This window comes from Paenibacillus sp. FSL H7-0756, from assembly GCF_038006765.1.
Taxonomy (GTDB): domain Bacteria; phylum Bacillota; class Bacilli; order Paenibacillales; family Paenibacillaceae; genus Paenibacillus_AQ.
This window is the reverse complement of the sequence record NZ_JBBOVT010000001.1, coordinates 2451846-2473893: the sequence shown is the minus strand read 5'-3', so window position 1 is coordinate 2473893 and position 22048 is coordinate 2451846. Positions and strand designations below refer to the sequence as shown.

Annotated in this window: 19 protein-coding genes; all 19 read right to left on the bottom strand. The window is 54.4% G+C overall.

The features are described from left to right. Nucleotides 1-102 precede the first annotated feature (102 nt). A complete protein-coding gene (locus NST04_RS10945) occupies nucleotides 103-387 on the bottom strand; it encodes a hypothetical protein (protein ID WP_341184267.1) in 285 nt (94 codons plus the stop codon). 26 nt (nucleotides 388-413) lie between these two features. Next, the gene (locus NST04_RS10940; protein ID WP_341184266.1) at nucleotides 414-1976 is read right to left on the bottom strand and encodes a glycoside hydrolase family 76 protein; all 1563 of its coding nucleotides are present in this window, start codon (nucleotides 1974-1976) and stop codon (nucleotides 414-416) included. 56 nt (nucleotides 1977-2032) lie between these two features. Continuing rightward, entirely contained in the window at nucleotides 2033-3091 is a 1059-nt protein-coding gene (locus NST04_RS10935) for a glycoside hydrolase family 76 protein (protein WP_341184265.1), read from the bottom strand. An 18-nt stretch (nucleotides 3092-3109) separates the two neighbouring features. After that, nucleotides 3110-4186 carry a glycoside hydrolase family 76 protein gene (locus NST04_RS10930; RefSeq protein WP_341184264.1) on the bottom strand — a complete coding sequence of 359 codons (1077 nt, stop codon included), beginning with the start codon at nucleotides 4184-4186 and terminating at the stop codon, nucleotides 3110-3112. Nucleotides 4187-4227: 41 nt separating this feature from the next. Further along, on the bottom strand, nucleotides 4228-5115 hold the full coding sequence (locus NST04_RS10925) for a carbohydrate ABC transporter permease (RefSeq protein ID WP_341184263.1): 888 nt from the start codon (nucleotides 5113-5115) through the stop codon (nucleotides 4228-4230). A 33-nt stretch (nucleotides 5116-5148) separates the two neighbouring features. After that, a complete protein-coding gene (locus NST04_RS10920) occupies nucleotides 5149-6036 on the bottom strand; it encodes a carbohydrate ABC transporter permease (RefSeq protein WP_339250561.1) in 888 nt (295 codons plus the stop codon). A 48-nt stretch (nucleotides 6037-6084) separates the two neighbouring features. Then, a complete protein-coding gene (locus tag NST04_RS10915) occupies nucleotides 6085-7386 on the bottom strand; it encodes an ABC transporter substrate-binding protein (RefSeq protein WP_341184262.1) in 1302 nt (433 codons plus the stop codon). A 49-nt stretch (nucleotides 7387-7435) separates the two neighbouring features. Continuing rightward, entirely contained in the window at nucleotides 7436-8722 is a 1287-nt protein-coding gene (locus tag NST04_RS10910) for a glycoside hydrolase family 125 protein (RefSeq protein ID WP_341185220.1), read from the bottom strand. A 248-nt stretch (nucleotides 8723-8970) separates the two neighbouring features. After that, entirely contained in the window at nucleotides 8971-10128 is a 1158-nt protein-coding gene (locus NST04_RS10905; protein WP_341184261.1) for a GntR family transcriptional regulator, read from the bottom strand. 95 nt (nucleotides 10129-10223) lie between these two features. Further along, complete coding sequence (locus NST04_RS10900) at nucleotides 10224-11384, bottom strand: glycoside hydrolase family 88 protein (protein WP_341184260.1); 1161 nt, start codon at nucleotides 11382-11384, stop codon at nucleotides 10224-10226. Then, entirely contained in the window at nucleotides 11377-12744 is a 1368-nt protein-coding gene (locus NST04_RS10895; protein WP_341184259.1) for a hypothetical protein, read from the bottom strand. Before NST04_RS10895 ends, NST04_RS10900 begins: the two co-directional genes overlap by 8 nt. A 71-nt stretch (nucleotides 12745-12815) precedes the next feature. Further along, nucleotides 12816-14591 (bottom strand): cache domain-containing sensor histidine kinase, encoded by a 1776-nt coding sequence (locus NST04_RS10890; protein ID WP_341184258.1) that lies wholly within the window; start codon nucleotides 14589-14591, stop codon nucleotides 12816-12818. Beyond that, a complete protein-coding gene (locus NST04_RS10885) occupies nucleotides 14588-16204 on the bottom strand; it encodes a response regulator (RefSeq protein WP_341184257.1) in 1617 nt (538 codons plus the stop codon). The genes NST04_RS10890 and NST04_RS10885 overlap by 4 nt, the downstream gene beginning before the upstream one ends. Before the next feature lie 50 nt (nucleotides 16205-16254). Next, entirely contained in the window at nucleotides 16255-17853 is a 1599-nt protein-coding gene (locus tag NST04_RS10880; protein ID WP_340980097.1) for an extracellular solute-binding protein, read from the bottom strand. Nucleotides 17854-17953: 100 nt separating this feature from the next. After that, nucleotides 17954-18820 (bottom strand): carbohydrate ABC transporter permease, encoded by an 867-nt coding sequence (locus NST04_RS10875; protein WP_340980098.1) that lies wholly within the window; start codon nucleotides 18818-18820, stop codon nucleotides 17954-17956. Between the two features lie 11 nt (nucleotides 18821-18831). After that, nucleotides 18832-19791 (bottom strand): ABC transporter permease, encoded by a 960-nt coding sequence (locus tag NST04_RS10870; RefSeq protein WP_340980099.1) that lies wholly within the window; start codon nucleotides 19789-19791, stop codon nucleotides 18832-18834. Nucleotides 19792-20060: 269 nt separating this feature from the next. Beyond that, nucleotides 20061-20327 carry a hypothetical protein gene (locus tag NST04_RS10865; protein WP_339250580.1) on the bottom strand — a complete coding sequence of 89 codons (267 nt, stop codon included), beginning with the start codon at nucleotides 20325-20327 and terminating at the stop codon, nucleotides 20061-20063. 129 nt (nucleotides 20328-20456) lie between these two features. After that, nucleotides 20457-20789, bottom strand: a complete 333-nt coding sequence (locus NST04_RS10860) for a DUF3139 domain-containing protein (RefSeq protein ID WP_341184256.1) — start codon at nucleotides 20787-20789, stop codon at nucleotides 20457-20459. Nucleotides 20790-21198: 409 nt separating this feature from the next. Continuing rightward, complete coding sequence (locus tag NST04_RS10855) at nucleotides 21199-21978, bottom strand: SDR family NAD(P)-dependent oxidoreductase (protein ID WP_339311318.1); 780 nt, start codon at nucleotides 21976-21978, stop codon at nucleotides 21199-21201. Nucleotides 21979-22048: the final 70 nt, after the last annotated feature.

The window sequence follows — 22048 nt, the reverse complement described above, 5'->3', positions numbered from 1 at the left end:
TTAAAAAGTTGGAGTGGGCGCGATGAGTGGGCTCTAACGGACCTGATAGACCCTATTCCCAGGAAAACGCCCCTTTTTGAGGTTTAACGGACGGAGTGGACCTTATCGTCTCTCTACGAGATGGTTAAGATTAGAAATTCCAAGAATAAGCTCCATGGGGTCCGTTACTTTGCCCAAGCGGTAGCTTTCATCTGGAATAAGCGCGCCCCAGTCCGTTACACCTTGCCAAACGCCGCAATGAACAACTCCCATCTTCATCTTTAAATCTGACGCTGTACTAGAACTAATAAGCAAGCAGAAGGGAGCGCCAATTACGGCGCTCCCTTTGTGCTGCAATATTACCTCAGGACCCAGAAACTCCTGCGTGCCCTTGCTTTTTGCTTTCACAATCCGCCTGTTCTGCCGCCCCGCATTTACAGCCCGCTCAGCAAATCAACATTCAGATAGTTTGAATTTCCGAGCGCACTGTCATACCCGAGTTGAACGGTGTTCGAGCCTGCGTTCAGCGGAATCGTGACAGATACCGTTCCGTAGGCGCTCCAGCTGGAGGTAGAATTGAATACCAGATTGGAGGCTGTTACCACGCCGTTCACTTTCACGTAGCGTGAAGCATTGCCGGCCGCCGCCGCGTAGCGGAAGGTGACGGTTCTGGTGCCGGCCGTATTCTGGTTGACATAGAAATCAATGGAGGTGCCGCTTGTGTTCCATCCCCCGACGTACCCTCTTCCGGTAAAACCGGCATTGGTGCTCTCATTGATCATTCCGCCTCCGCCAACCAGCGTCCGCACTGCGTTCTCCGCTTCATAAGCCCCGTTGCCCGCAATGTACCCGGTGTAGCCGTCAGCGGGAACGAGCTGCAGAATAGAAGCGCCCGCAGCGGCGGCCAGGCTCTGCACATAGGAGGAGCCTGTATTACGCAGCCAGTCGCTGCCGATGATTCCATCGCTTACGCGGCGGTGATTCCAGGCCTGCGTTGCATTCTGCTGGAGAAAGTTCAGGTATTGCGGCTGTCCGCCCAGCGTACGGAGACGGTTCAGGTTGCGGGCGAAGACCATCTTGAAGCCCGCGGCATCATTCTCCCCTTCATACATCAGAGTCTGGGCTGATACCATTTTGTTAACGGCATACCCGGCTGCATTATTGGCATCCGTAAGGTAGGCGGCAGTTCCGGTAGCCTGATACAGGGACACAGCCGCCCCCAGGAACGTTCCGTAATTGTAAGTGAAGTCCCAATCCTTAACGATACCGCTGCCTGCACCTTCAATATGATCGTTGATTTTGCTGCCGCCAACCAGGGTAGATTTGGTCCAGTTATAGATTTGAGTAGCCTTGGTCAGATAAGCAGGATCATTGTAGGCACTAGACAGCTTGACTGCGGTCATAACCATCGGAGCATTCGTGGCCATATTCTTCTGGGCGTTGGCCTGGCCCGGCACATGGGCGTCCCTTCTCCACCAGATCCCGCCGCCGTACGTGCTGTCCCATTCGCTGTAGATTTGGCCAAACAGGAAGCTGGCACGGTTCAGATACTCCGTCGTTCCAGTCAGTTCATAGGCTCTTGCGCAGGCCAGCGCCCACCAGCCCAGGTCATCGTTGAACGGATTTGTCATCATATCCGGGTATTTGGCGTTGAATCCGGTGTAGATGTCACCAATCATCGTGCGGTAGACATTGCTGCCCGTGCGTTCGTAGGCATCCATTACGGTCTCCCAGAGCTGGGCTTCCCACCAGAAATCGGTGTAGAGTCCTCCATCCGGTCCATGGGCATGTTCAGAATGAATCTGATGATCGCTGTTGGTATAGAAGTATTTGGCGGAAGAATCATAGAATACTTGCACAAAAGAGTTCATTGCAGCATCAGCATTAGAGACGGTGAAAGCCTCTGCCGTACTTCCCGCACCGGGAGACGGTACAGACAGAGAAAGGGACAACAGACAGAGAACTGCGGCCGTTCTTACTTTCTTCCAGGTGAACATTTCCAAATACCCCCTTCATTTGTACATCCAGTCCACAACCGTCAGGCGGCAGCGGGCTAATGGCTAAGCTTGACTGCTCCCTCCAGCAGCATCAGACCGCTGAGCTGTACACTGAGTTGTACCGGCAGTACGGGAACCTGCTCCCAAGAGGGTCCGCACAGCCCCAGCGTCCGGTCCAGCCCTTGCGCCCATAGCGTACGGGCATTGGCCCATATGACTTCACGGACCCGGTCATTTCCGGGGAAATGCTGCTCCAGCTGTACCAGATAGCGGATCAGAATTCCCTTGAACAATCCGGTGTCGTCAATCCCTTCATCCGGCAGCAGCAGCGAATCAGAATGGCATAAGCGGCCGATGCAGGCCTCGGCGGTCCGGCGGGCATCTGCGGCATAGCCGGAATCGCCGGTGACACGGCAGAGCTCTATCCCCGCTCCCACGAACACGCCCTGACAGTAAGTGAATTCCCAGTCGTAATCGATCTGCCCATTGCCCTGCCGGTTCATTCCATCCCATACGAACCCGGTGTCAGGGTCAACCAGATTGGCCTGGTTCCAGCGGTAAATCCGGATCGCCCAGTTCAGATCCTCCTCATGCCCAAGCAGCGAGTATAGGCGGGCGGCCAGAATAGCGGCCGGAGCATTCGCCGGCGTGTTCTTGTAATCCAGCTGATCTTTTTTCCAGGCCATGCCGCCCCCGCAGTGCTCATTCCAGGCCGTCTGAATATCCGCCCATAATTCAAGTACAGCATTCAGATATTCCGCTTCACCGGTAGCCTGATGCGCCCGCAGTAGCGCAAGGGCAGTCCATTCCATATCATCATAATAATTATGCTTGAACGTCCCGCCGTTATAGGTTTTCAAGCTGCGGCTCAGGCCGCGGATGCGTTCGGCATATCCAGAATCCCGCGTCCGTTCGTAAGCATCGGTCAGAGCATCAATGACATGCGCCTGCCACCAGTAGTAGAAATTGTCGCCTGCCCTGCTGTATTCCCGCGGATACCACTGGTTCATAATTCCGCTGTCCGCATTATAGTAGTGCCGCCACAGGGAGTCCTGGAGCCAGTCTGCACGCGCTGCCCATTCTTCTGCTGATGATGTCCCGTTGTAATGATCCATACGCCACCTCCTCCTATTCTAAAATGAGGTTCGAGTTTTCGGCTGCCCGGTCCCTGCAAGCACAGCCATCCGCTCCAGCAGCTTCAGGCCGCTCAGCTGGGTGCTCAATTGAACTACGCCTGAAGGCACCGCAGTCCAGTCAGGTCCGAACAGAACCCGGTCTGCCGGCTTCCCCTGGTCCCACAGCATCTCTGCGTTACTGCGCAAGAAGGCCGCAGCGGCTCCGTCTTCCGGTACGGCTTGTGCCAGTTCTGCCGCATAGCGGACCAGAATGCCCTTGAAGAGACCGGCATCGCCGCCGCCCTCATCCGGGAGTATACCGGAATGCGGGCCAGCCAGCTCCTTGACCGCTGCGGCGAACGTGCGCCGGGCCTCCTCAAGATAGTCACGGCTCCTGGTAACCCGGTACAGCTCGATAGCCGCACCGATATAAACACCCTGATTGTACGTATATTTCCAATCCTTATCGATCCCGCCGTCACCGGTACGGTTCATCCCATCCCAGACGAAGCCCGTGTCCGGGTCCACCAGACGGGATTGCTGCCAGTTATAGAGCGCATGCGCCCACTCCAGGTCCTGCGGATCTCCAAAGGCCTGATACAGGCGGGCGGCAAGGATGGCCGCCGGTGCATTGGCCGGGGTGTTCTTGTAATGCAGCTGCGATTTCTGCCAGGCAATGCCGCCCCCCGAATGGCTGTTCCAGCCGGTTTTGATATCCGTCCAGAGGATAAGAACCGTCTCTTTGTACAACTCATCTCCGGTTGCCTGATACGCGCGAAGCCAGGCCAGGGCCATCCACTCCATGTCGTCGTACAGCTCATTGGGCCATACTCCGTCATTGCGGCGGAGCAGCCCCCCATGTAGAGCGGACAGTCGTTCGCGGTACTTAGCAGCCCCAGTCCGCAGCAGGCCGTCCACCAGCACATCCACGCCATGGGCCATCCACCAATAATGAAAGACCGTATTACATGCGTCTTCGGGACAAGGTGTCTCAATGTCATACATTCCGATGTCTTCGTTCCAGAAGAATACATCCAGCGCTTCCTGCGCCGAGTCCGCCCGTTCCGCCCATTGTTCAAGCTCTATTTGCTTCATATGGCCTCTCTCCCGTCTATAATTTGCCTCCCTTAATTGGCTCAGCCTTTGATGCCGCTGAAGGCAATCCCCTGTACAAAATAACGCTGCAGCGCCAGGAACAGCACCAGTATCGGCAGAATCGCCACCAGCGCCCCGGCCATCATCGGCCCGTAATCCGTCTGAAAATTATAAGAAAAAGCCTGCAGGCCCATCTGAATCGTCGCCTTGTCCGGATCATTCAGCACGATCATCGGCCACAGGAAGCTGTTCCAGCCGGCCTGGAAGGTGAAGATGCTCAAGGTAGCCAGCGCCGGACGGGTAAGCGGCAGATAGATCCGCCAGAAAATTTTAAATTCCCCGCAGCCCTCAATCCGGGCCATCTCCAGCATGTCAGTGGGGAGCGTAAGAAAAAATTGCCGCATAAAGAATACAGCGAAGCTCCCGGAAGCACCGGGAAGAATAATGCCCCAGAAGGAGTTCATCAGCCCATTGCCGCCCCCGCCAAAAAGATCATTGCCTCCGGCAAACGGAATATGGCGCATCACATACACTGTCGGGATCATGGTCACAATGCCGGGAATCATCATTGCCGCCAGCAGCACGCGGAACACCGGCTTGTTCAGCTTGAATCTCAGCTTCGCAAAGGCATAGCCGCTAAGTGATCCGAAAAACAGGTTAGCCAGGACGCCCGACACGGCAAGCACGAGCGAATTCCAGAAGAATAAAGCAAACGGCACCGTTGAAAAGGCTTTGCGGTAATGCTCGAAGGTCAGATGCTCCGGAAACCACTGGATCGGCATCGCAAAAATCTCATCATCCGGCTTGAGTGAGGTTAGCAAACTCCAGTAGAATGGCAGAAACATGACAACCGCTATAAGGATACATACAATATAGAAAATGAGCTTGTAGAGGCCCTTCTTCAAGGCCGAACCCCCAGTAACACCCATCCTGCAAACCTCCTTTTCCTGGACAAGCTGCCCCTAAATGATCGATTCCTCCGCTTTGGAGACCCGCATATTAATCAGCGAGAAAATAAGAATGGCTACAGCAAGCACAAAGGCCTGCGCCGAGGCATAGCCCATCTGCAGCTGATTGAAGCCCTGCTGATAGATTAGGTAGACCGGGGTCTTGGTCACATTGGCCGGGCCGCCCTGCGTCAGTACAAAGGCCTGGTCAAACAGCTGCAGCGCACCGATAATCGCCATCGTGCTGACCAGAAAGGTAGTTGGCCGCAGCTGCGGCCAGGTGATGAAGCGGAAGCTGTCAAATGTATTCGCCCCGTCCAGCCGTGCCGATTCATAGAGATAATCCGGGACACCCTGCAGACCGGCCAGATAAATAATCATATTGGAGCCGACGGATTGCCAGAGGGTGAGCATTACAATGGACAGCATTGCCGTACTTGTCTCGGACAGCCAGGCAGGACCGGTAATGCCCACATAGGACAGCAAGCCGTTCACCAGACCGAATTCCGGATGCAGCAGCCAGATCCATACGGTTGCCGCCGCTACAGCCGATGTCAGCGTGGGCAGATAATAGAAGGTGCGGAACAGCTTGACTCCCCGCCACGCCCTGCTCAGCAACATGGACAGCAGGAGGGAAATGATAATATTCAGCGGAACAAAAATAATCGAGTAGAAGAACACATTCTTGAACGTCTTCCACAGCAGGCTGTCTTCAATCAGGCGGCGGTAGTTGTCCAGGCCGACCCAGTCATTCTGGCTAAGCACATCATAGTTGGTGAAGCTTAAATACAGGGCCATCACTACAGGTATAACTGTAAACACAGTGAACAGCAGCACCGTAGGCGTAATGAATACATAAGCCGTCCGGGCTTCGTGCCGTTCCACTTTTCTCATGGAAGCCATACAACTCCCCCTCTCATCATCCGGCAAGGCTCCATGGCAGCAGGCTGGTTACTTAACAACCGCGTTATCCTTCAGCATCTTGTCGCCTTGTTCCTGAGCCTTTTTCAGCGTGTCTTCAATGCTCTGCTTGTTCTGCTGGTTCAGCTGAAGATTAGGCGCAAGCGCATCGGTCTCCATCACGGAATAGCCGGGATGAGTCGGGCGGATTTTGGCAAATTCCAGCGTATCGAGGAACGGCTTCCACTGCGGGTCATCCTGGAAAAACGGATCTTCCATCGAAGGCTTAAAGCCCGGAAGATTCAGGCTGGTCTTGGCCCACATCAAGGCATTATCCTTGTTCGCGGTCCACCATTTAATGAATTCCCATGCCTCATCATGATGCTTGGAGCCCTCCGGAATCACGAGTCCGAAGCCGCCCATCACACTGCCCTTGTCGCCGTTCGGCCCGGCAGGAGGGGGTACAATGCCATATTCGAGATCTTTACCGTATTTGTTATAGGTACTGAGCATCCAGGGGCCGGAATAGAGCATGGCGACCTTGCCTGTAACGAAGGCATCCTGCCCTTCGCCAAGTCCCAGCTCAAAGCCAACCTTATACACCTTGTCTTTGTTCATCAGGCGGTCCCAGAATTCAAGCACCTGCTTGCCCTGCTCATTATTGAAATTGGTTTTGCCGTCCTCTGTAAGCATCTGGCCGCCTGCCTGCTGGAGATACATATTGAACAGGCCGAGGTCGCCCATGGAGAAGCCTGCCACCTCCAGCTTGTCGCCGTTCCACTTGGTCAGCTTGGCAGCAGCCTGCTCCAGCTCATCCCAGGTAGCCGGAGGCTGAAGCCCCGCTTCATCCAGCAGCTTCTTATTGTAGAATAATGCCCGTGCATCAACGGTCAGCGGAAGCCCGTATAATTTATCGTTATAGGAGAGCTCGGTCAATGACTCGCTGTAGAAATCATCCTTGGAAATGCCATCACGCGTTAAGTACTCATCCACCGGATGCAGCACGTTCTTGGGAGCATACAGCGAGGTCCGCCAGCGGTCCCAGAACAGCACATCAGGTGCACCGCCATTGGTGGCCGCCGTCAGGAATTTGGTAATCATATCCTGCTGCAGCACATATTTGACATGAATTTTGTCCTGTGATTTGTTGAAGGCATCCACCATGGTCTCGAACTGCTTCTGGCCTTCACCGCCCCAATCGCCCCAGAACGTCAGCTCCGTCTTCTTGCCGCTGCTGCCGCTTCCGGCTTTGCCGTCATTCGCAGGGCTTTCTTTTGCCGAATTACCGCTGCAGCCTGCCGCCAAGGCAGCGACCATCATCACCGAGAGTACCGTAACCCATCCTTTTTTCATTATTACATCCCCTTCATTTGTATTTGTCTGTTATTAGAGCCAGGGCTGCTCAGCCTCTACTCACCTCAATTCCGCAGCGCATAAGCAGCAGCTCGCAGAACATCATATTGGCCCAGGAAAACCAGGGTCTGGTATACTCTTCCGGATGATCCGCATGAAAAGCCTCATGCATCAATCCGGTTCCGGCATCCGTCTGTTGCAGCAGCTCAAGCATTGCCTCCTGCTCCTCCCTCTTCCCGGAGGTCATTCCCTGAACCGCCAAGGCGATAGGCCATATATAATGCGGAGGGGTATGCGGACTGCCAATACCCGCTGCCGCCTTGCCTTCATAGAAATAGGGGTTGGTCCGGCTTAGAATAAGCTTGCGGGTGTTGAGATACAGCGGATCATCCGCAGATGCATAGCCAAGGTAAGGAATAGACAGCAGGCTGGGCACATTGGCGTCATCCATAAGGTTCACGCCTCCCAGGCCGTCGGTCTCATAGGCGTAGACAGGACCATATTCAGGGAGCTGCACAATGCCATGCCGCCGGATCCCCCCGTCAATCTGCTCAGCCAGATCTTCCGCCGCCTGTGCAAGCTCTAGGTTGCCAAGCACATCGGTTGCGATTTCGCTAACGTACCGCAGGACAACGACGGCGAACATATTGGCAGGCACCAGGTAACCGTATTCGCAGGCATCATCGCTTGGACGAAAGCCCGACCAGGTCATTCCGGTATAGGCGGTCACAGAGCCCTTGCCCCCGCGGACAAGTGTATCTGTTGGCGCACAGTTCACGCGCTCAAAAACATAATCGGAACCGCTCTCATGATTCTGCTCCCTGATCCATAATTTAATAATCTGCCACACTCCGGCTTCAAACGCTGAATTGAACTGCGTGACCCGCCCGGTGTTTTTCCATAGCAGATAGCTAAGCTGAATGGGGTAGCAGAGGGAATCGATTTCGTATTTCCGTTCCCAAATCCATGGACTCATCGCCGTTTTGTCTTCCTGGTGACCCCGCCCATTCGCTTCCCGGTTGAACGCATTCGCATAGGGATCAATGGCAATATAGGCAAATTGCTGTGCGATAAGCCCTTCAATCATGCCGGCAATTTCTTCATCTTCGGAGGCGGGGATCAGGAAGGGACGGACTTGTGCGGTGGAGTCCCGCAGCCACATAGCCGGTATATCACCGGTAATGACAAAGGTTGTTCCATCCGGGTTGCGCTGTATCGTTGTGTTCCAGGTATTGAGCATGCACTGTTCAAACATATCTGCCAGGTGCGGATGGCTGGGCAGTTTTTGACGTACACGGCCAGCCAGCTCCCGCAGGGAATTAGGTGTTTCCTTCATCGCTTTCAATCGGAATGACCTCCTCTGTAATGAATGAAGCGCTTTCACAAATGAGTATATTGGTATGTGAATGATATGTCAATATGTATTTTTAGATAATAATATATTAACATATGAAATACACTGATATTGACTAGACTAGGCTAACTTGCAAGCTTAATCTTCCGGCCGGAAACGGATCACATTGGACACAGCAAAAAACCCATCCGGCGGAATATCCGGCGGAATGGGTCTTTAGATTACAGCAGTTAGTTGTGACGGACAGGGCCGGTCGAATTCCCGGGCACCAGCTCAGCTTCCAGCATCACCTTATGGGGAACAGCCTCCCCGTTCATAATACGTAGCACATTCTCCAGGGCAATCCGGCCCATCTCCTCTTCATTCTGCCGCATATGGGTGAAGGCATACCCGCCTCCCAGATGGGTCGGCGGACTGTCGAAGCATATAATGGAGATATCCTCAGGTATGCGCAGCCCCAGACGTTCCACCGCAGTCTTCGCGAGCAGCGCGATATTGTATTCTATGGCAAATAACGCCGTGACGGACGGATGGCTCTGCAGATGGGTGACCAGCCGCGAGATGTCCCGTTCAATATTATCCGCATTAAAAAACTTAGGCAGCGTCGAGGTCAAATCGCTGACCCACAGCTCCTTGTCAACCATGACCCCCCGCTGCGCATGGGCCTGAATGAAGCCCTCAATCCGGTCCTCCACCGCAGTGGTGTCCACGGGAGGCGGAGACAGAAACGAAATATGTGTATGCCCGAGGTCAAATAAATACTCCGTCGCTTCAAGGGCCGCCTGCAGATTATCGGTGCTGATGGAGGCCGCAGCTACTCCTTTTAGATGTCTGTCTACCAGCACGAGCGGAAAACGCCCGATGACCAGCTTCAGAATTTCCGCATTGAAATACTCGCCCTGGGCCGGGAAAATAATCAGACCGTCTACACCCAGATTCAGCAGCTTCTGGATCGCCTGCTCTTCATTCTCCGGAATCCCGAAGGTTCTCCGCAGCACCAGAAAGCAGTCATTATCGCGCGAAGCCTGCTCCATCCCGTAGATCAGCCCCGTCCCGTAGCTGTTGCCGAAGTCGGTGATGATCAGGCCGATTGTTTTCTCATCGGAATGTATGGTAGCTGGGGCTGTACTGATCATCCCCGGGTCAGACTGTTCAGCAGAAGCATCGGCCACGAACGAGCCCCGGCCGGGCTTGCGGACAATCAGCCGTTCGGCGGCCAGCATCTCAAGTGCTTTTTTGCTGGTTATGCGGCTGACACTATAGGTCTCAGCCAGCTCTTTCTCGGAAGGAACCCGCTCGCCGGGTTTATAAGCCTCTGTAAGGATACTCTCCTTCACTTCATCAAAGATCTTCTCATACATCGGCTTGGAAGAGGTTGTTTCAGCCATAACGTTCCTGGTCCCCTGACGTTCATTTTTCGGTATCATACATAATAATATATCATGATATATTTAATTTGTCGATCCGGGTCACCAGAACTTGTCTACCAATAACTCCGCCACTCTCTAAGCACCCGTATCAGGGCCTCACAGTAGAAATAATCCCCCCAGAGGGTGCACTCGTCGATTCCCCAGCCCCGCGGTTTATTATAGACACCATGCAGCAGAATACCGTTGGAATGCAAATGGTCCTTCGTCGTATACCCTTCTGCGAGTGCGGCCAGCATCTCCAGGGCAGCTTTCCTGTACCCGGCTGCACCCGGATCATCAGCCGGTAATTGCCGGCAGAGCTCCAGCAGCCCGCAGACGGCAATAGCAGCAGCCGAGCTGTCCTTCTCCTGGCCGTCGCCGTCCGTAAATATCAGATCCCAATACACAATGCCGTCCGCCGGAAGTTTGGCCAGGAAATAGTCGGCCAGCTGCCTGGAGGCATCAAGCAGCGATGAATCGCCTGTATGGGCGTAGGCAAGCGCGAAACCGTAGATGCCCCAGGCCTGACCTCTCGCCCAACAGGAATCATCGGCATACCCCTGATGAGTGTTGCCGTACAGCGGGTTGCCCGTTTCCGCGTCCATATAATAGGTGTGATAGGAGGTATGGTCGGGGCGGACCAGATACCGGGCCGATTGCCGGGCATGTCTGTGGGCTATGGATGCCAGGGCGCTGTCCCCGGTCTCTTCAGCAGCCCAGTGGAGCAACGGAAGATTCAGCAGGCAGTCGATAATCATCCGGCCGCGCTGCGCCGGGTCATTCAGATCTCCCCAGGCCTGGATGATTCCAGCCTCCGGAAAGTAACGGTCCGCCAGCAGTCCGGCCGCTTCCAGCGCCATCTCCCGCGCCGCCGGATTGCCGGTAATCCGGTGAGCAGCAACCGCCGAAAGGCTGTACAGAAAACCCAGATCATGCGTATCCACCGCGATCCGCTCCTCCACCCGCCGCCGGAAGCTGGCCAGCTGCTCTTCTGCCGCTTCCCGGTACCTGCTGTCTCCGGTCCATTCATACGCCAGCCAGACCATGCCGGTCCAGAAGCTGGCCGTCCAGTCCGTATTCTCTATCGCGGGATAGACCAGATCTTGGCTGGCCGGCGCCGGATACAGATCTGTATATACGGGCAGGTTCTGCTCAATTTTACCCATCGCATACTTCAGGGCCTGTTCGAAGAACAGCCGCTCATCCTCCTTGAGTTCACGCAGCGCTTTATGCATGGCCTTCCAGCCTCCTTTTTAAGCGGAGTGTAAGTCCGATTGTCTGCCGGCCGCCGGTCAGATTGAATCTGAGGAAGGCTAGCTTGTCCTTAATCAGCTTAACCTCCGCCCCGCCTGAACAAGCGCTGACTTCATAGTCCTCCAGATCATCCCAGTATACTAACCCGAACGGAACAGCGCTGCTGCTCCCAATCTCATATTCAAGTTCAATCACCGCATCCGTCTTCAGATACTTCGTCACGAACACCGGCGGAACAGCTTCTGTGAAATCATCGTTCATATTCAGCTTCCCGATGTAATTGCGCAGCAGACGGGGCCTGCATTCTCCCTCCACGAAGGACAGCTGGCACTCTTTATCATAGTACAGGAAGGTTTCCGGCCAAGGGCCGAAGCCTACTCCGCCCAGAGTCATGGTGTATTCGTTAACCTCCGGCCGTACCGGATAATCATGGGTCAGCATATAGGATGCTGCCGTATATTCATTCTGCTCTTTGTACAGGCGTACAGCATGCGGTAAAGTCGTTAAGGTAATAGGATAGCCGGTAATATATTTGAAAAAGAGATCCAGCATTCCCGCACATTCCCCGACATGGGAAGCCGGGAATACAGTGAACCGGTCAGTGAACTCCATCTCATGGCCTTCCTGCTGCTGGAGGAAAAACACCTGCCCGTTATGATCCGTATTGAACAAATATTCATCGAACAGATGCTTCCAGTAGTCGATATTCTCTCCCGTACACAGACCGGCGCGCAGCACATCGTTGGGGTCCGTGGAATAGATGACCGGGCTGCCGGTATGGTAGGTGGCGTGCAGGTCACGGGCGGTCCATTCACAGGCCACCACCTGGCCCCGGCCGGAATGCGGCACCTTGAAGCTCCCGCTGTCCACATACCATGACCCCCAGGGAATGCCCTTATGGGTGATGCCATCCCACCAGAACTGCTCAAAGCAATATCCCCACATGCCCTCAAAATCCAGTTCCTCCAGCACTTCAATCACTTCATTGTAAATCTTCCCCCTTGCGGCCACCTTGGTGGTGGCCCATGGGAAGGCCTCCTGCAGCAGCGACCAATCCTCTTCCAGCCGCTGCTTCAGGACCTCCTTGGAGGAGCCGGCCTCCTCTTCAAAGAAAGGACATTGCAGGATGACATCATCGCCGAAGGCGATATGCCATTCCCCGATCCGCTCCCGCAGAACCGGAATCGAGCCCCGGTTGACAATCCAGGTTACGGGAATGCGGTATTTATGCGCAAGCTCCGCAGTCAGCTCAATCCCGTCAAGGGCAACACCCTTGCCCCAGTCTGCATCATAATGGGCAGCGTAGCTGACAAAGGTATAAATAAGTCGTTCCGGTTTCAACACAATCCCTCCAGGTAATCATAGTTTGTTTCCTGCCGGCCCCTGACCGGCGCGGCTTCTCCGCCGCTGCCCTAGCTATCCGCATACTCCCCCGGAAACCGGAGGGTTACGGAGGTAAGCCTGTAAGGCTCACTCTCCAGCTCCATTACGGCCTTGTCCCCATAGTGCAGGCGCAGCCGGGTGTAGACATTCCGCAGAGCATAGCCGCCATTCTCCTGCCCGGCTGCTGAGACAAGTCCGGCTTCTACCCGCTCCTTGTCGAAGCCCTCCCCATTGTCCTCCACCTTACAAACGAGGAAGGCCCCTTCCCGGTACACGCGGATGTTAATCCGTCCGGTATAGTCCTCACTTTGGAATCCATGGAGAATCGAGTTCTCCACCAGGGGCTGGAGCAGGATTTTTAGCAGCGGCTGCTCTTCCAGCCCTTCCTCCACTGTTATCTCATAGGTGAACAGCTCCTCGTAGCACTGCTGCTGCAAGCTTAAGTAACGGCTGACATGATCTACCTCCTTGGCTACGGTTGTCAGATCATGGCCGTTATTAAGCCCAAGCCGGAACAGCTGGGACAGGGAGATAATCATCTCCTTCACATCCTCCTGCTTGCGGGATTCCGATTTCCAGAGAATCGTATTCAAGGTATTGTAGAGAAAATGAGGATCAATCTGCGCCTGCAGCGCCTTGACCTCAGAGACACGCTTCTGCTTCTCCGCCTCGGTGACGTTCTGGATGAGCTGCTCAATTTTGACCAGCATGATGTTGAAGCGTTCACCCACTTGTGCTACCTCATCCCTGTAATCGCTGGAGAAGCGCACGGAGAGATCGTTGTCACCGGCTCTGGACATCAGACGCTGCAGCCGGTAGAGAGGCCGGATCAGCAGGCCGGTAATCCACTTCGACAGAATCAGCGCCAGCGGAATGAGCGCGAGTACGATAATAAGCGTGGCCCACCACATATAGCGGATATCCTTTAGCAGCACAGCCTTGGGCTGGAAGTAGAAGATCATCCAATTATCCGGAAAGGTCACCTTGGCCCAATTGACCAGATATTCCTTCCCTTCGAACCTGTATTCAAAATGATTGCGCCCCGCGTTAACCTCGCGCTGGAAGGCCTCTTCCCGCATCGGGGCCACGAAGCGGGAATGCTCATCCATCACCGGATTACCCGCTGCGTCAATGACTGCAATGCTTCCGCTGTCGCCGACCACATTCGTCTCGGCATATTCTTTGATGGCAGACTCCCGCACATTGACGACCACCTGCACATCGGTTCCCCGATAGACGGAGATCGGCTCGATCAGCAGGCTGAGGACACTGCCGCTGTTCTCGAACAGCTCGTCACGATGGGCAGGAACCCATAGCGGCAGCGTCTTCTCCTGCATAATCCGGCTTAGCGGAGTGTCCGCGAAATCCAGATTCGTCCGCTTCGCCCCGGTGACGGAATAGAATTCACCGATGGGCGTGGACACAAGCACCGAATCAATGGATGGCTCGATCAGCTGCATCTGGACCAGGGGCACCTGCAGCGCATTGTTCAGCGCGAAATAAGAGTAGTAGCTGGCTTCTGTTCCCGGCGAGGCGCGGAGAACATCCTCGAAGGGCGGACTCATCATAAAGGTCAGGACCGACAGCCGGACCTTGCGCAGCTTCTCCTCCAGCGCCTGGGCCGATTTGCCGATCATCATCTGGCTGAGCTCTGCCGTCTTTCGCTCCAGAAGCCGTGAAGCCAGGTATTGCGAGGAGACGCCTGTAACCCATATTGCCAGAATCACGATGGACACAATACCGATCCAGAGCCTGGTCTTGAAGGTGGAATTGTGCAGGAATGTCCGCAGAACAGGCTTTCTCATCCGTTGCCCTGTCTGGGTCCATAGGCCGCCCGGAATTCCGTGGGCGTCATGCCGGTCGTTTTCTTGAATACATCGCTGAAATAGGAGCGCTCCTCATAGCCGAGGTTTTCGGCAATTTCGGCAATGGGCCGGTCGCCGGCCAGCAGCAGCTTGGCCTGTTCCATCTTCTCCTGGATGACGAAAGCGCCAACGGAGAGCCCGGTCACCTTCTTGAACAGGTTGGAGAAATAGCTGGTGCTCAGGTGAACATGGGCAGCATAGTCGCCGACCATCAAATTGAGATGCAGATGCTCACGCATGTAACGGATAACCGCCTGAATCGTCTCCTGGGCACTGTATTGCAGCCGGGACTGGACCTGCACACAGCTCAGCTTGCACAGCTGCTTCAGCGATTCGCGCAGATCGTTCAGCACCGCCCGGGGCGAGGTCAACACCTTCATTAACTCGGGCAGCTCCGGACTCTCGGCCAGTTCAGGCACCGCATTGCGGATCAGAGCGGCAAGCTCTACACAGAGCGCCTTCGCACTATCCGGCGAAGGCAGGGCCTCTGTCTTCCCGGCAGTCTCCAGCAGCGCCAGCAGCGACTTCTCAGCCTGCCCGGCATTGCCGGAGCGCAGCGCATAGACCAGCTCCTTCTCCAGATCGGCATCAGGACGCGGAAGCACCTCGGGGCGCTGCGTGATATGCTCCCAGAAGAACACACTGTTGCCCCCGGTATAGAACGTGTAGGTTAGTGCTTCTACTGCCTGCTGATAGGCAACGGGAAGCTCATCCAGCTCCTGAACCGTCCGGCTTACGCCTGCCGAGACCGTGCATTTGGAGTAACGCTCGGCGTTCTCCCGGCATTCCTCGGCGATTCCCAGCGCGCTGGCCCCATTCCCTGTGTTGACAATGAGCACGAAGCGGTGAACCGATTCGCGGAACAGGGTTCCCTTGGCCACCCGGAGTACAGTCTCCTCTACGATGTTCTGCACGGCAAACCGCAGCAGCTCCGCATCATTGACCGGAATCTCCTCGCTCTTCTGTACGAAATGGTCAATCTCCAGCACCACGACGGCGAGCGGAGAGGACTGCATATCCATCTGCAGAAATTCCCAGCGCCTGCGCAGCGTCTCCGGTTGGGCCGAGAAGCGGACCAGCAGGCTGAGGTATTCCTGGCGCAATAACGGCATGCTCTCCCGCAGCTTCTGCTGCATGTCGCTCAGCTCCTCGCTGTGCTGCCGCTCTCTCTCCAGCTCCTCCACAGCCTTCTTCACCACTTCGGCCAGCTGCTTCGGGGTGAAGGGCTTGAGGATATAATCGAAGGCGCCCAGACGAAGCGCTTCCTGCGCATGATCGAAATCGGAATAGCCGCTGATGAAGATAAATTTGGCCTGCGGGAGCTGCGGCCGCAGCTCCCGCATCATCTCAATGCCGCTCAGTCTGGGCATACGGATATCCGTCACAATGATATCGGGCAGCTTCTTCTTAACGAGCGCCAGACCTCCCTCGCCGCTGGATGCCGTGCCCACGATGTCTATCCCCAGCTCGCTCCAGTCCATATCCCTGGAGATCCCGTTCACGACAGCGCGGATATCATCAATTACGACCATGGTATATGTCCGCTTGATCATAGGTGCCTCCTCCTTCAAAAGCCTCCTCCAGACGGAGGAGGCGGAACCGGTTATTGTTGTTCCAGGTAACGCGCGTAAGCCGTATTATAGATTTCCAATACTTCATCCAGCTTAAGCTGCTTAAGCTGCTGAACGAAGGCGTCATAGCTGCTTTCCACTGCCTCTCCGCCCATGAACCACTTCTGTGAAGTCTCCATCACATAGGTTTCAATCGGCGGGAACAGCTCCTTAATCTTCTTGTCTTCATCCAGGGTGAAGTTCAGCTGCGGCACCTGGTACTCAGGGGCGAAGTAGTTATTGTCCACATACATTTTCACGCCTTCCAGTGCAATCTTATTCGTCCATTGCTCTTCGTAGGCGAAATCCTGATGTCCGCCGATGATTAACTGGGCACCGGTAGTCTTGATCAGATAATCGACTACAGCGGGCTCATTCAATACCTTCTCGGTGAATACCGGCTTGCCGTCCACCATCGTGTACGTTTCACCTTCAATTCCAAAGTTATGCAGACGGCGCCCTTCTTCAGTCCACCAGAAGTCCATATAGCGCAGTACAGCCGCCGGGTCCTTGGCGTTCGCGGAAATCGCCCACCCGGCATTGTTGCCCAGCGGATTGCGCTTGGTTACTTCAAATACCTTGCCGGAGATGCTGGCCGGAGGTGCAATTGGACGCAGCGAGAAATCAGGCAGAGTCGGCTGAAGCTTGTTATTGTAATTGGCGGTGCTGGCGAACCAGTCATGTACAGAACCGCCGGTATCATTCGCAAAGAGAATATCACGTGCGGTATTGCCGCGGGTGAAGATCTCCTTATCAATCAGCCCTTCCTTGTACCACTTGGCTGTCTCCGTTGCAGCCGTCTTATACTCCGGCTCGTTCGGCCCGTATACGATCTTGCCGTCCTTCAGCTTGAAAGACAGCGAGGCATCCCACAGCGGAAACAGGGAAGCGAAGCCGGAAGTGGCATTACGGGAGAAGAAAGGCACCTCATCCTTCTTGCCGTTTCCGTTAGGGTCTTGTTCACGGAACGCCTTCAGCACCTCATAGTACTCCTGAACCGTTGCCGGAGCCTTCAGTCCCAGCTTGTCGAGCCAATCCTGACGGATATACCAGCCCTCCTGGGCTTCCCCGTCAGACACGAACGGCACGACATAAATTTTGCCGTCTGAGGCAGTGATAGCACTCTTAATCGCCTTGTTCTCGTCCAGGAACGCCTTGAAATTCGGAGCATTCTCGGCCAGCAGATCATCCAGCGGCACAAGCGCACCCTGAACAGCGATATTATTAAGTCCGGACAGCTGGTAAGCCACAATATCAGGCAGTTCACCCGAAGCTAGCAGCAGATTCCACGCCTGGGCATCGTCGCCTCCGGTCGGAGCTACATTCTTCAGCGTGACGCCGGTAGCCTTGGCCGCTTCCTGAAAAATTGGCATATCGCCGTTAATCTGAAGCGCCTGGCTATAATAGTAGAAATTAAGGTTAAGCGGCTCCACATTTGCCGCCGGTGTTGCGGCAGGTGCAGCAGAGGCGGCAGGCGAAGCGCCTGAATCATTCGCTGACGGGGATGGGGCTGCCCCCTGGTTGCCCCCGCAGCCTGATACCAGGATCGCCATAAGCGCTGGTGCAAGCAACAGGCTTTTCATTTTTTTCATGTACAATAATCCTCCCTTTTATCTATTATATCGTATCCCTTTTCTATGCAAACAAGTACGCCTCCGGTTCAAGGCTTCCCTGGCGGCACCGCTATTGTCCTTAGCCTTTGATGGAGCCGATCATGACTCCGTGTACGAAATACTTCTGGATAAACGGATAGAAGAGCATCATCGGCAGAACGGCAACCACAATCGTGGCATAAATGACCGTTTCTGCAATCAGGTAGGAGCTGTCCGTGACCATCATGGAATCGCTCGGCTTCATCTGTACCACCAGACGATTCAGCAGCACCTGCAGCGGCACTTTGTCTTCACTGCGCAGCAGCACCATGGCCCAGAAGTATCCGTTCCAGCGCCCTACCGCATAGAAGAGCGTAACTGTCGCCAAGGCAGCCTTGGACAGGGGCAGCATGATCCGCATCAGAATCGTGGCCTCGCTCGCCCCGTCAATGCGGGCTGCCTCCTCCAGCTCTTCGGGAACAGACTGGAAGAAGGTGCGCAGAATAATAACATTAAAGGTCGAAATGGCGAAGCCGAAGATGATCGCACTCCGCGTATCCAGCAGGTCCAGACTGCGGAAGTTCATATAGATAGGGATAATACCTGCATTGAAGACAAGCGTGAAGGAAATCATCAGATTGATCGCCTTCCGGCCTTTAAGCCTGCGCTTGGACAAACTGTATGCACCGCAGATCGTAAGTATCATGCTGACCAGTGTACCTGCAACAGTGTAAAAGAGTGTATTGGCGTACCCGAGCCAAATGGTCGGTTCCCGGAAGACCGCCTTATAGGCGTCCAGTGTCGGCTCGACGGGGAACAGAATCACCCGGCCCGACACTACCGCATCCGGAGAACTGAAGGAAGCGGACAGCACATAGAGTACAGGGAACAGGACAATGATCATCAGAAGCGTCAGGAATACATAATTGAAGCGGTAAAAAAGCTTTTCGCCGCGGCTTTCTGTCATAATTTCTTCACCTACCAGAGACCGTTGCCGGTGTATTTTTTGCTGAGCCGGTTAGAGATTACAATGAGGAGCAGCCCCACAACCGAGTTGAATAATCCGACTGCTGTAGCCATGTCGTAACGGCCGTTCAAGATCCCTTCCCGGTAGACATAGCTGTTGATGACATCTGCCGTCTCGTAGGTTGCAGGCTGGTAGAGCAGAATAATCGCCTCATAGCCGACCTCCAGCAGACTGCCGATCTTCAGAATCAGCATGATCATGATCGTAGGCAGAATTCCTGGCAGCGTCACATTTAGAATACGCTTCCATTTATTAGCTCCATCTACCACCGCCGCCTCATAAAGATCCGTATTGATGCCTGCCAGCGCTGCAATGTAGATAATGGCAGAGAAGCCCATTTCCTGCCAGATACCCATCGAGACGAAGATGGTGCGGAAATACTCCGGCACGGCGAGGAAATAAATTTTCTCGAAGCCCATCTGCTCCAGCAGGAGGTTAACGATACCGTTGCCGGGTGCGAGCAGATTGGTTACAATGCCGCATACAACGACAACAGAGATAAAGTGGGGCAGATAAGTAATGGTCTGCACCGTTTTTTTGAACATGGCATTCTTCACTTCATTAAGCAGCAATGCCAGCAGGATCGGCGCCGGGAATGCGAATAACAGGCTGTACAGGCTGATCAGTAGTGTATTCTTCAGCACCCGCAGGAAGTAATCGCTCTGCAGGAATGTTTCAAAGTGGCTGAAGCCTGCCCACGGACTGTCCGCGATGCCCTGAAAAACGCTGTAATCCTTGAAGGCAATCTGCAGCCCGTACATCGGCTTAAAAGCAAACAGGATATACCATAATACAAAAGGCACAAGGATCGCATACAGGAACCAGTCCCTGCGCAGTGTCTTCCCCAGCCCCCCGGTCTTGACCGGTAATGCCGGCAAGCCGTTCTGACTCTCCTTAATCCGAAGTTTCATCTCTCTTCTCTTCCTTCCTTGGCTGCCTGTACGGCCGCCGCTGTCGTAACTTCATTATAAGTAACGGCACTGCAGGCCATAAGGCAAAATCCGATTGTGAGGGACGGTTATTCTACTGTAACCGGATTCACCCGGATCGGCCCCGGTTATCCGAAGAAGGGGGTAAGCCACCTTCTGCCCACAGCAAAAAACACCCGCAGCAGGAGACCTATCTCCAGTCTGCGGGTGTTCGGGTAATATCGTTTATTCCTGCCAGGATCAAGGGCAGGCTAGTAGCTGCGGCTATCCTGAATATGAATATAATTAACGCCCTGCGCAGTCAGTTTAGAACCGCTCGTATTCGCGACGCGGACTGCCTTCTTGCCTTTCCCGCTAACAGAGAAACTGATATTGCTCGCCAGCTTGTTCTCTGCGATCTGTTCCAACGCGCTGTGGTAGCCTCCGATGGTCACGCCCTCCAGGTTCTCCAGCACCGGTTCCTTGCCCTCTTCAATCGTCTTGAGAATTTGATAGATTAACGACTTGCTTCCGTCCATCCTGATTCGCCTCCTGCATCAATTGTGAGCGTTTACACAACAATAACCTTACATGCGAACTTTTCCCTCTGTATATCTATTCTCTTATTCGACGGCACAGACCTTTTACCTCTTATTGGAATTCAATCTTCAATAAAAAGTCTCATCTATATGATTTCCGTACACGCTGCTGACCCCAACCAGTCTGAACGCTCCATTTACTTTGGCGTATGTATAATTCTGATCAGGTTCATCCTTATACCGTACCTCCGCTTCATAAACGCCCGATTTCAAGCTATAGACTCCACGGATCTCTTGAATATCTGCTTCGGGATACGCTCTAGTATGAATCAGGTATGCTTTGACCTCATTAGCGATGTGGCTTCTTTTATAAGGTGACCCGGTTAGCGACAGGTAGATCCCTCCTGCAACAACAACGAGTACCAGCACAGCAATTATCGTCCCCCGGTTAGTAAGCCTCATGCGGATAACCTCCGTTCAACATTAGTTTTTGCTCTGAGTGGGAATAACATAATTTTACATGTGTCAGTTCATTTTACCACACTGATGAATGCCAGCACATTGTATGCGGTTTTTCTGTGAAAATACGTCTGGCACTGCGATAAAAGTACGGCTTACGCGGCGCTCCCAGTCCAATTGTGTTCGGTTTTTCGATTACATTCGGCTTATGCGCTGCACCCGGTCCCATTGTGTTCAGTTTTTCGCATACACTATATCCGCCTCCGCACTAGACGAATATCATAAATCCCCTATACAAAAGGCACAAAAACACCCCGTAGGTGCTTTTGTGCCTTTTTGTAGCTCGTAGCTCGTGGCTTGCAGCTTATAGCTCGTAACTTATGGCTTGTAGCTTATAGCTTATACTTACGCGTTATGCATTCTGCCGGTATACCGGCGCGCCCAGCGGTGAGCTGCCTGCACCGCCGTCCACGGCGATATCTGCACCTTGGATATACGAAGAATCATCGGAGGCCAGGAACAGGGCGACCTTAGCGATCTCTTCGGGTACACCCGCACGGCCCAGAGGAATCGACAGTGCCATGCCTGCCTCGACCTGCTTCCAGTTATCCATCGCCGACTCTCCCCAGATCGGAGTGCGCGTTACGCCAGGCGCGATGTTGTTGACGCGGATGCCCAGCGGAGACAGCTCGGAGGCCAGTACCTTCGTCATGCTGCTGACTGCTCCTTTGCTGGCAGCATAAGCGGAATTGCCGGGTCTTCCGGCCTTGGCTAACACGGAGCCGGTCAGAATGACGGAAGCTCCGGCCTTCAGATGAGGCAGTGCAGCCTGGACGGTGAAAAAGGTACCGGTCACATTGATCCGGAGCACTTCCTCGAAGGTGGCAAGCTCTGTGCTGCCCAGCGGTGTATAGCCCGCGATTCCTGCATTCGCATAGACCACATCCAGTCTGCCGAAGGCCTCTATTGCTGCATTCACAGCCTTCACCGCACTCTGCGGATCAGTCGCATCCGCCTGGACAGCAACTGCATGCTCCGCACCCAGCTCTTCTACCGCCGCCTGCAGGGATACCGGATTACGGCCGGTTATGACCACTCTTGCGCCCTCTGCCACAAATAGCCTGGCACTAGCCAGCCCAATCCCGCTATTCCCCCCAGTAATCAATGCAACCTTCCCGTCAAGCTTCCCCATCGTTACCACTCCTCATCTGTTTTATTTGAGACCGTCCGTTCTACTATAGTCAAAAAAATAATCTGCCTCG

Bases quoted from the DNA above. Each gene is read 5' to 3' on its own strand.
- NST04_RS10925 (WP_341184263.1), bottom strand. From the start codon at position 5,115: ATGGGTGTTACTGGGGGTTCGGCCTTGAAGAAGGGCCTCTACAAGCTC.
- NST04_RS10935 (WP_341184265.1), bottom strand. From the start codon at position 3,091: ATGGATCATTACAACGGGACATCATCAGCAGAAGAATGGGCAGCGCGT.
- NST04_RS10865 (WP_339250580.1), bottom strand. From the start codon at position 20,327: ATGGACGGAAGCAAGTCGTTAATCTATCAAATTCTCAAGACGATTGAA.
- NST04_RS10885 (WP_341184257.1), bottom strand. From the start codon at position 16,204: ATGATCAAGCGGACATATACCATGGTCGTAATTGATGATATCCGCGCT.
- NST04_RS10930 (WP_341184264.1), bottom strand. From the start codon at position 4,186: ATGAAGCAAATAGAGCTTGAACAATGGGCGGAACGGGCGGACTCGGCG.
- NST04_RS10870 (WP_340980099.1), bottom strand. From the start codon at position 19,791: ATGAAACTTCGGATTAAGGAGAGTCAGAACGGCTTGCCGGCATTACCG.
- NST04_RS10910 (WP_341185220.1), bottom strand. From the start codon at position 8,722: ATGAAGGAAACACCTAATTCCCTGCGGGAGCTGGCTGGCCGTGTACGT.
- NST04_RS10890 (WP_341184258.1), bottom strand. From the start codon at position 14,591: ATGAGAAAGCCTGTTCTGCGGACATTCCTGCACAATTCCACCTTCAAG.
- NST04_RS10915 (WP_341184262.1), bottom strand. From the start codon at position 7,386: ATGAAAAAAGGATGGGTTACGGTACTCTCGGTGATGATGGTCGCTGCC.
- NST04_RS10900 (WP_341184260.1), bottom strand. From the start codon at position 11,384: ATGCATAAAGCGCTGCGTGAACTCAAGGAGGATGAGCGGCTGTTCTTC.
- NST04_RS10880 (WP_340980097.1), bottom strand. From the start codon at position 17,853: ATGAAAAAAATGAAAAGCCTGTTGCTTGCACCAGCGCTTATGGCGATC.
- NST04_RS10855 (WP_339311318.1), bottom strand. From the start codon at position 21,978: ATGGGGAAGCTTGACGGGAAGGTTGCATTGATTACTGGGGGGAATAGC.
- NST04_RS10860 (WP_341184256.1), bottom strand. From the start codon at position 20,789: ATGAGGCTTACTAACCGGGGGACGATAATTGCTGTGCTGGTACTCGTT.
- NST04_RS10875 (WP_340980098.1), bottom strand. From the start codon at position 18,820: ATGACAGAAAGCCGCGGCGAAAAGCTTTTTTACCGCTTCAATTATGTA.
- NST04_RS10940 (WP_341184266.1), bottom strand. From the start codon at position 1,976: ATGTTCACCTGGAAGAAAGTAAGAACGGCCGCAGTTCTCTGTCTGTTG.
- NST04_RS10905 (WP_341184261.1), bottom strand. From the start codon at position 10,128: ATGGCTGAAACAACCTCTTCCAAGCCGATGTATGAGAAGATCTTTGAT.
- NST04_RS10920 (WP_339250561.1), bottom strand. From the start codon at position 6,036: ATGGCTTCCATGAGAAAAGTGGAACGGCACGAAGCCCGGACGGCTTAT.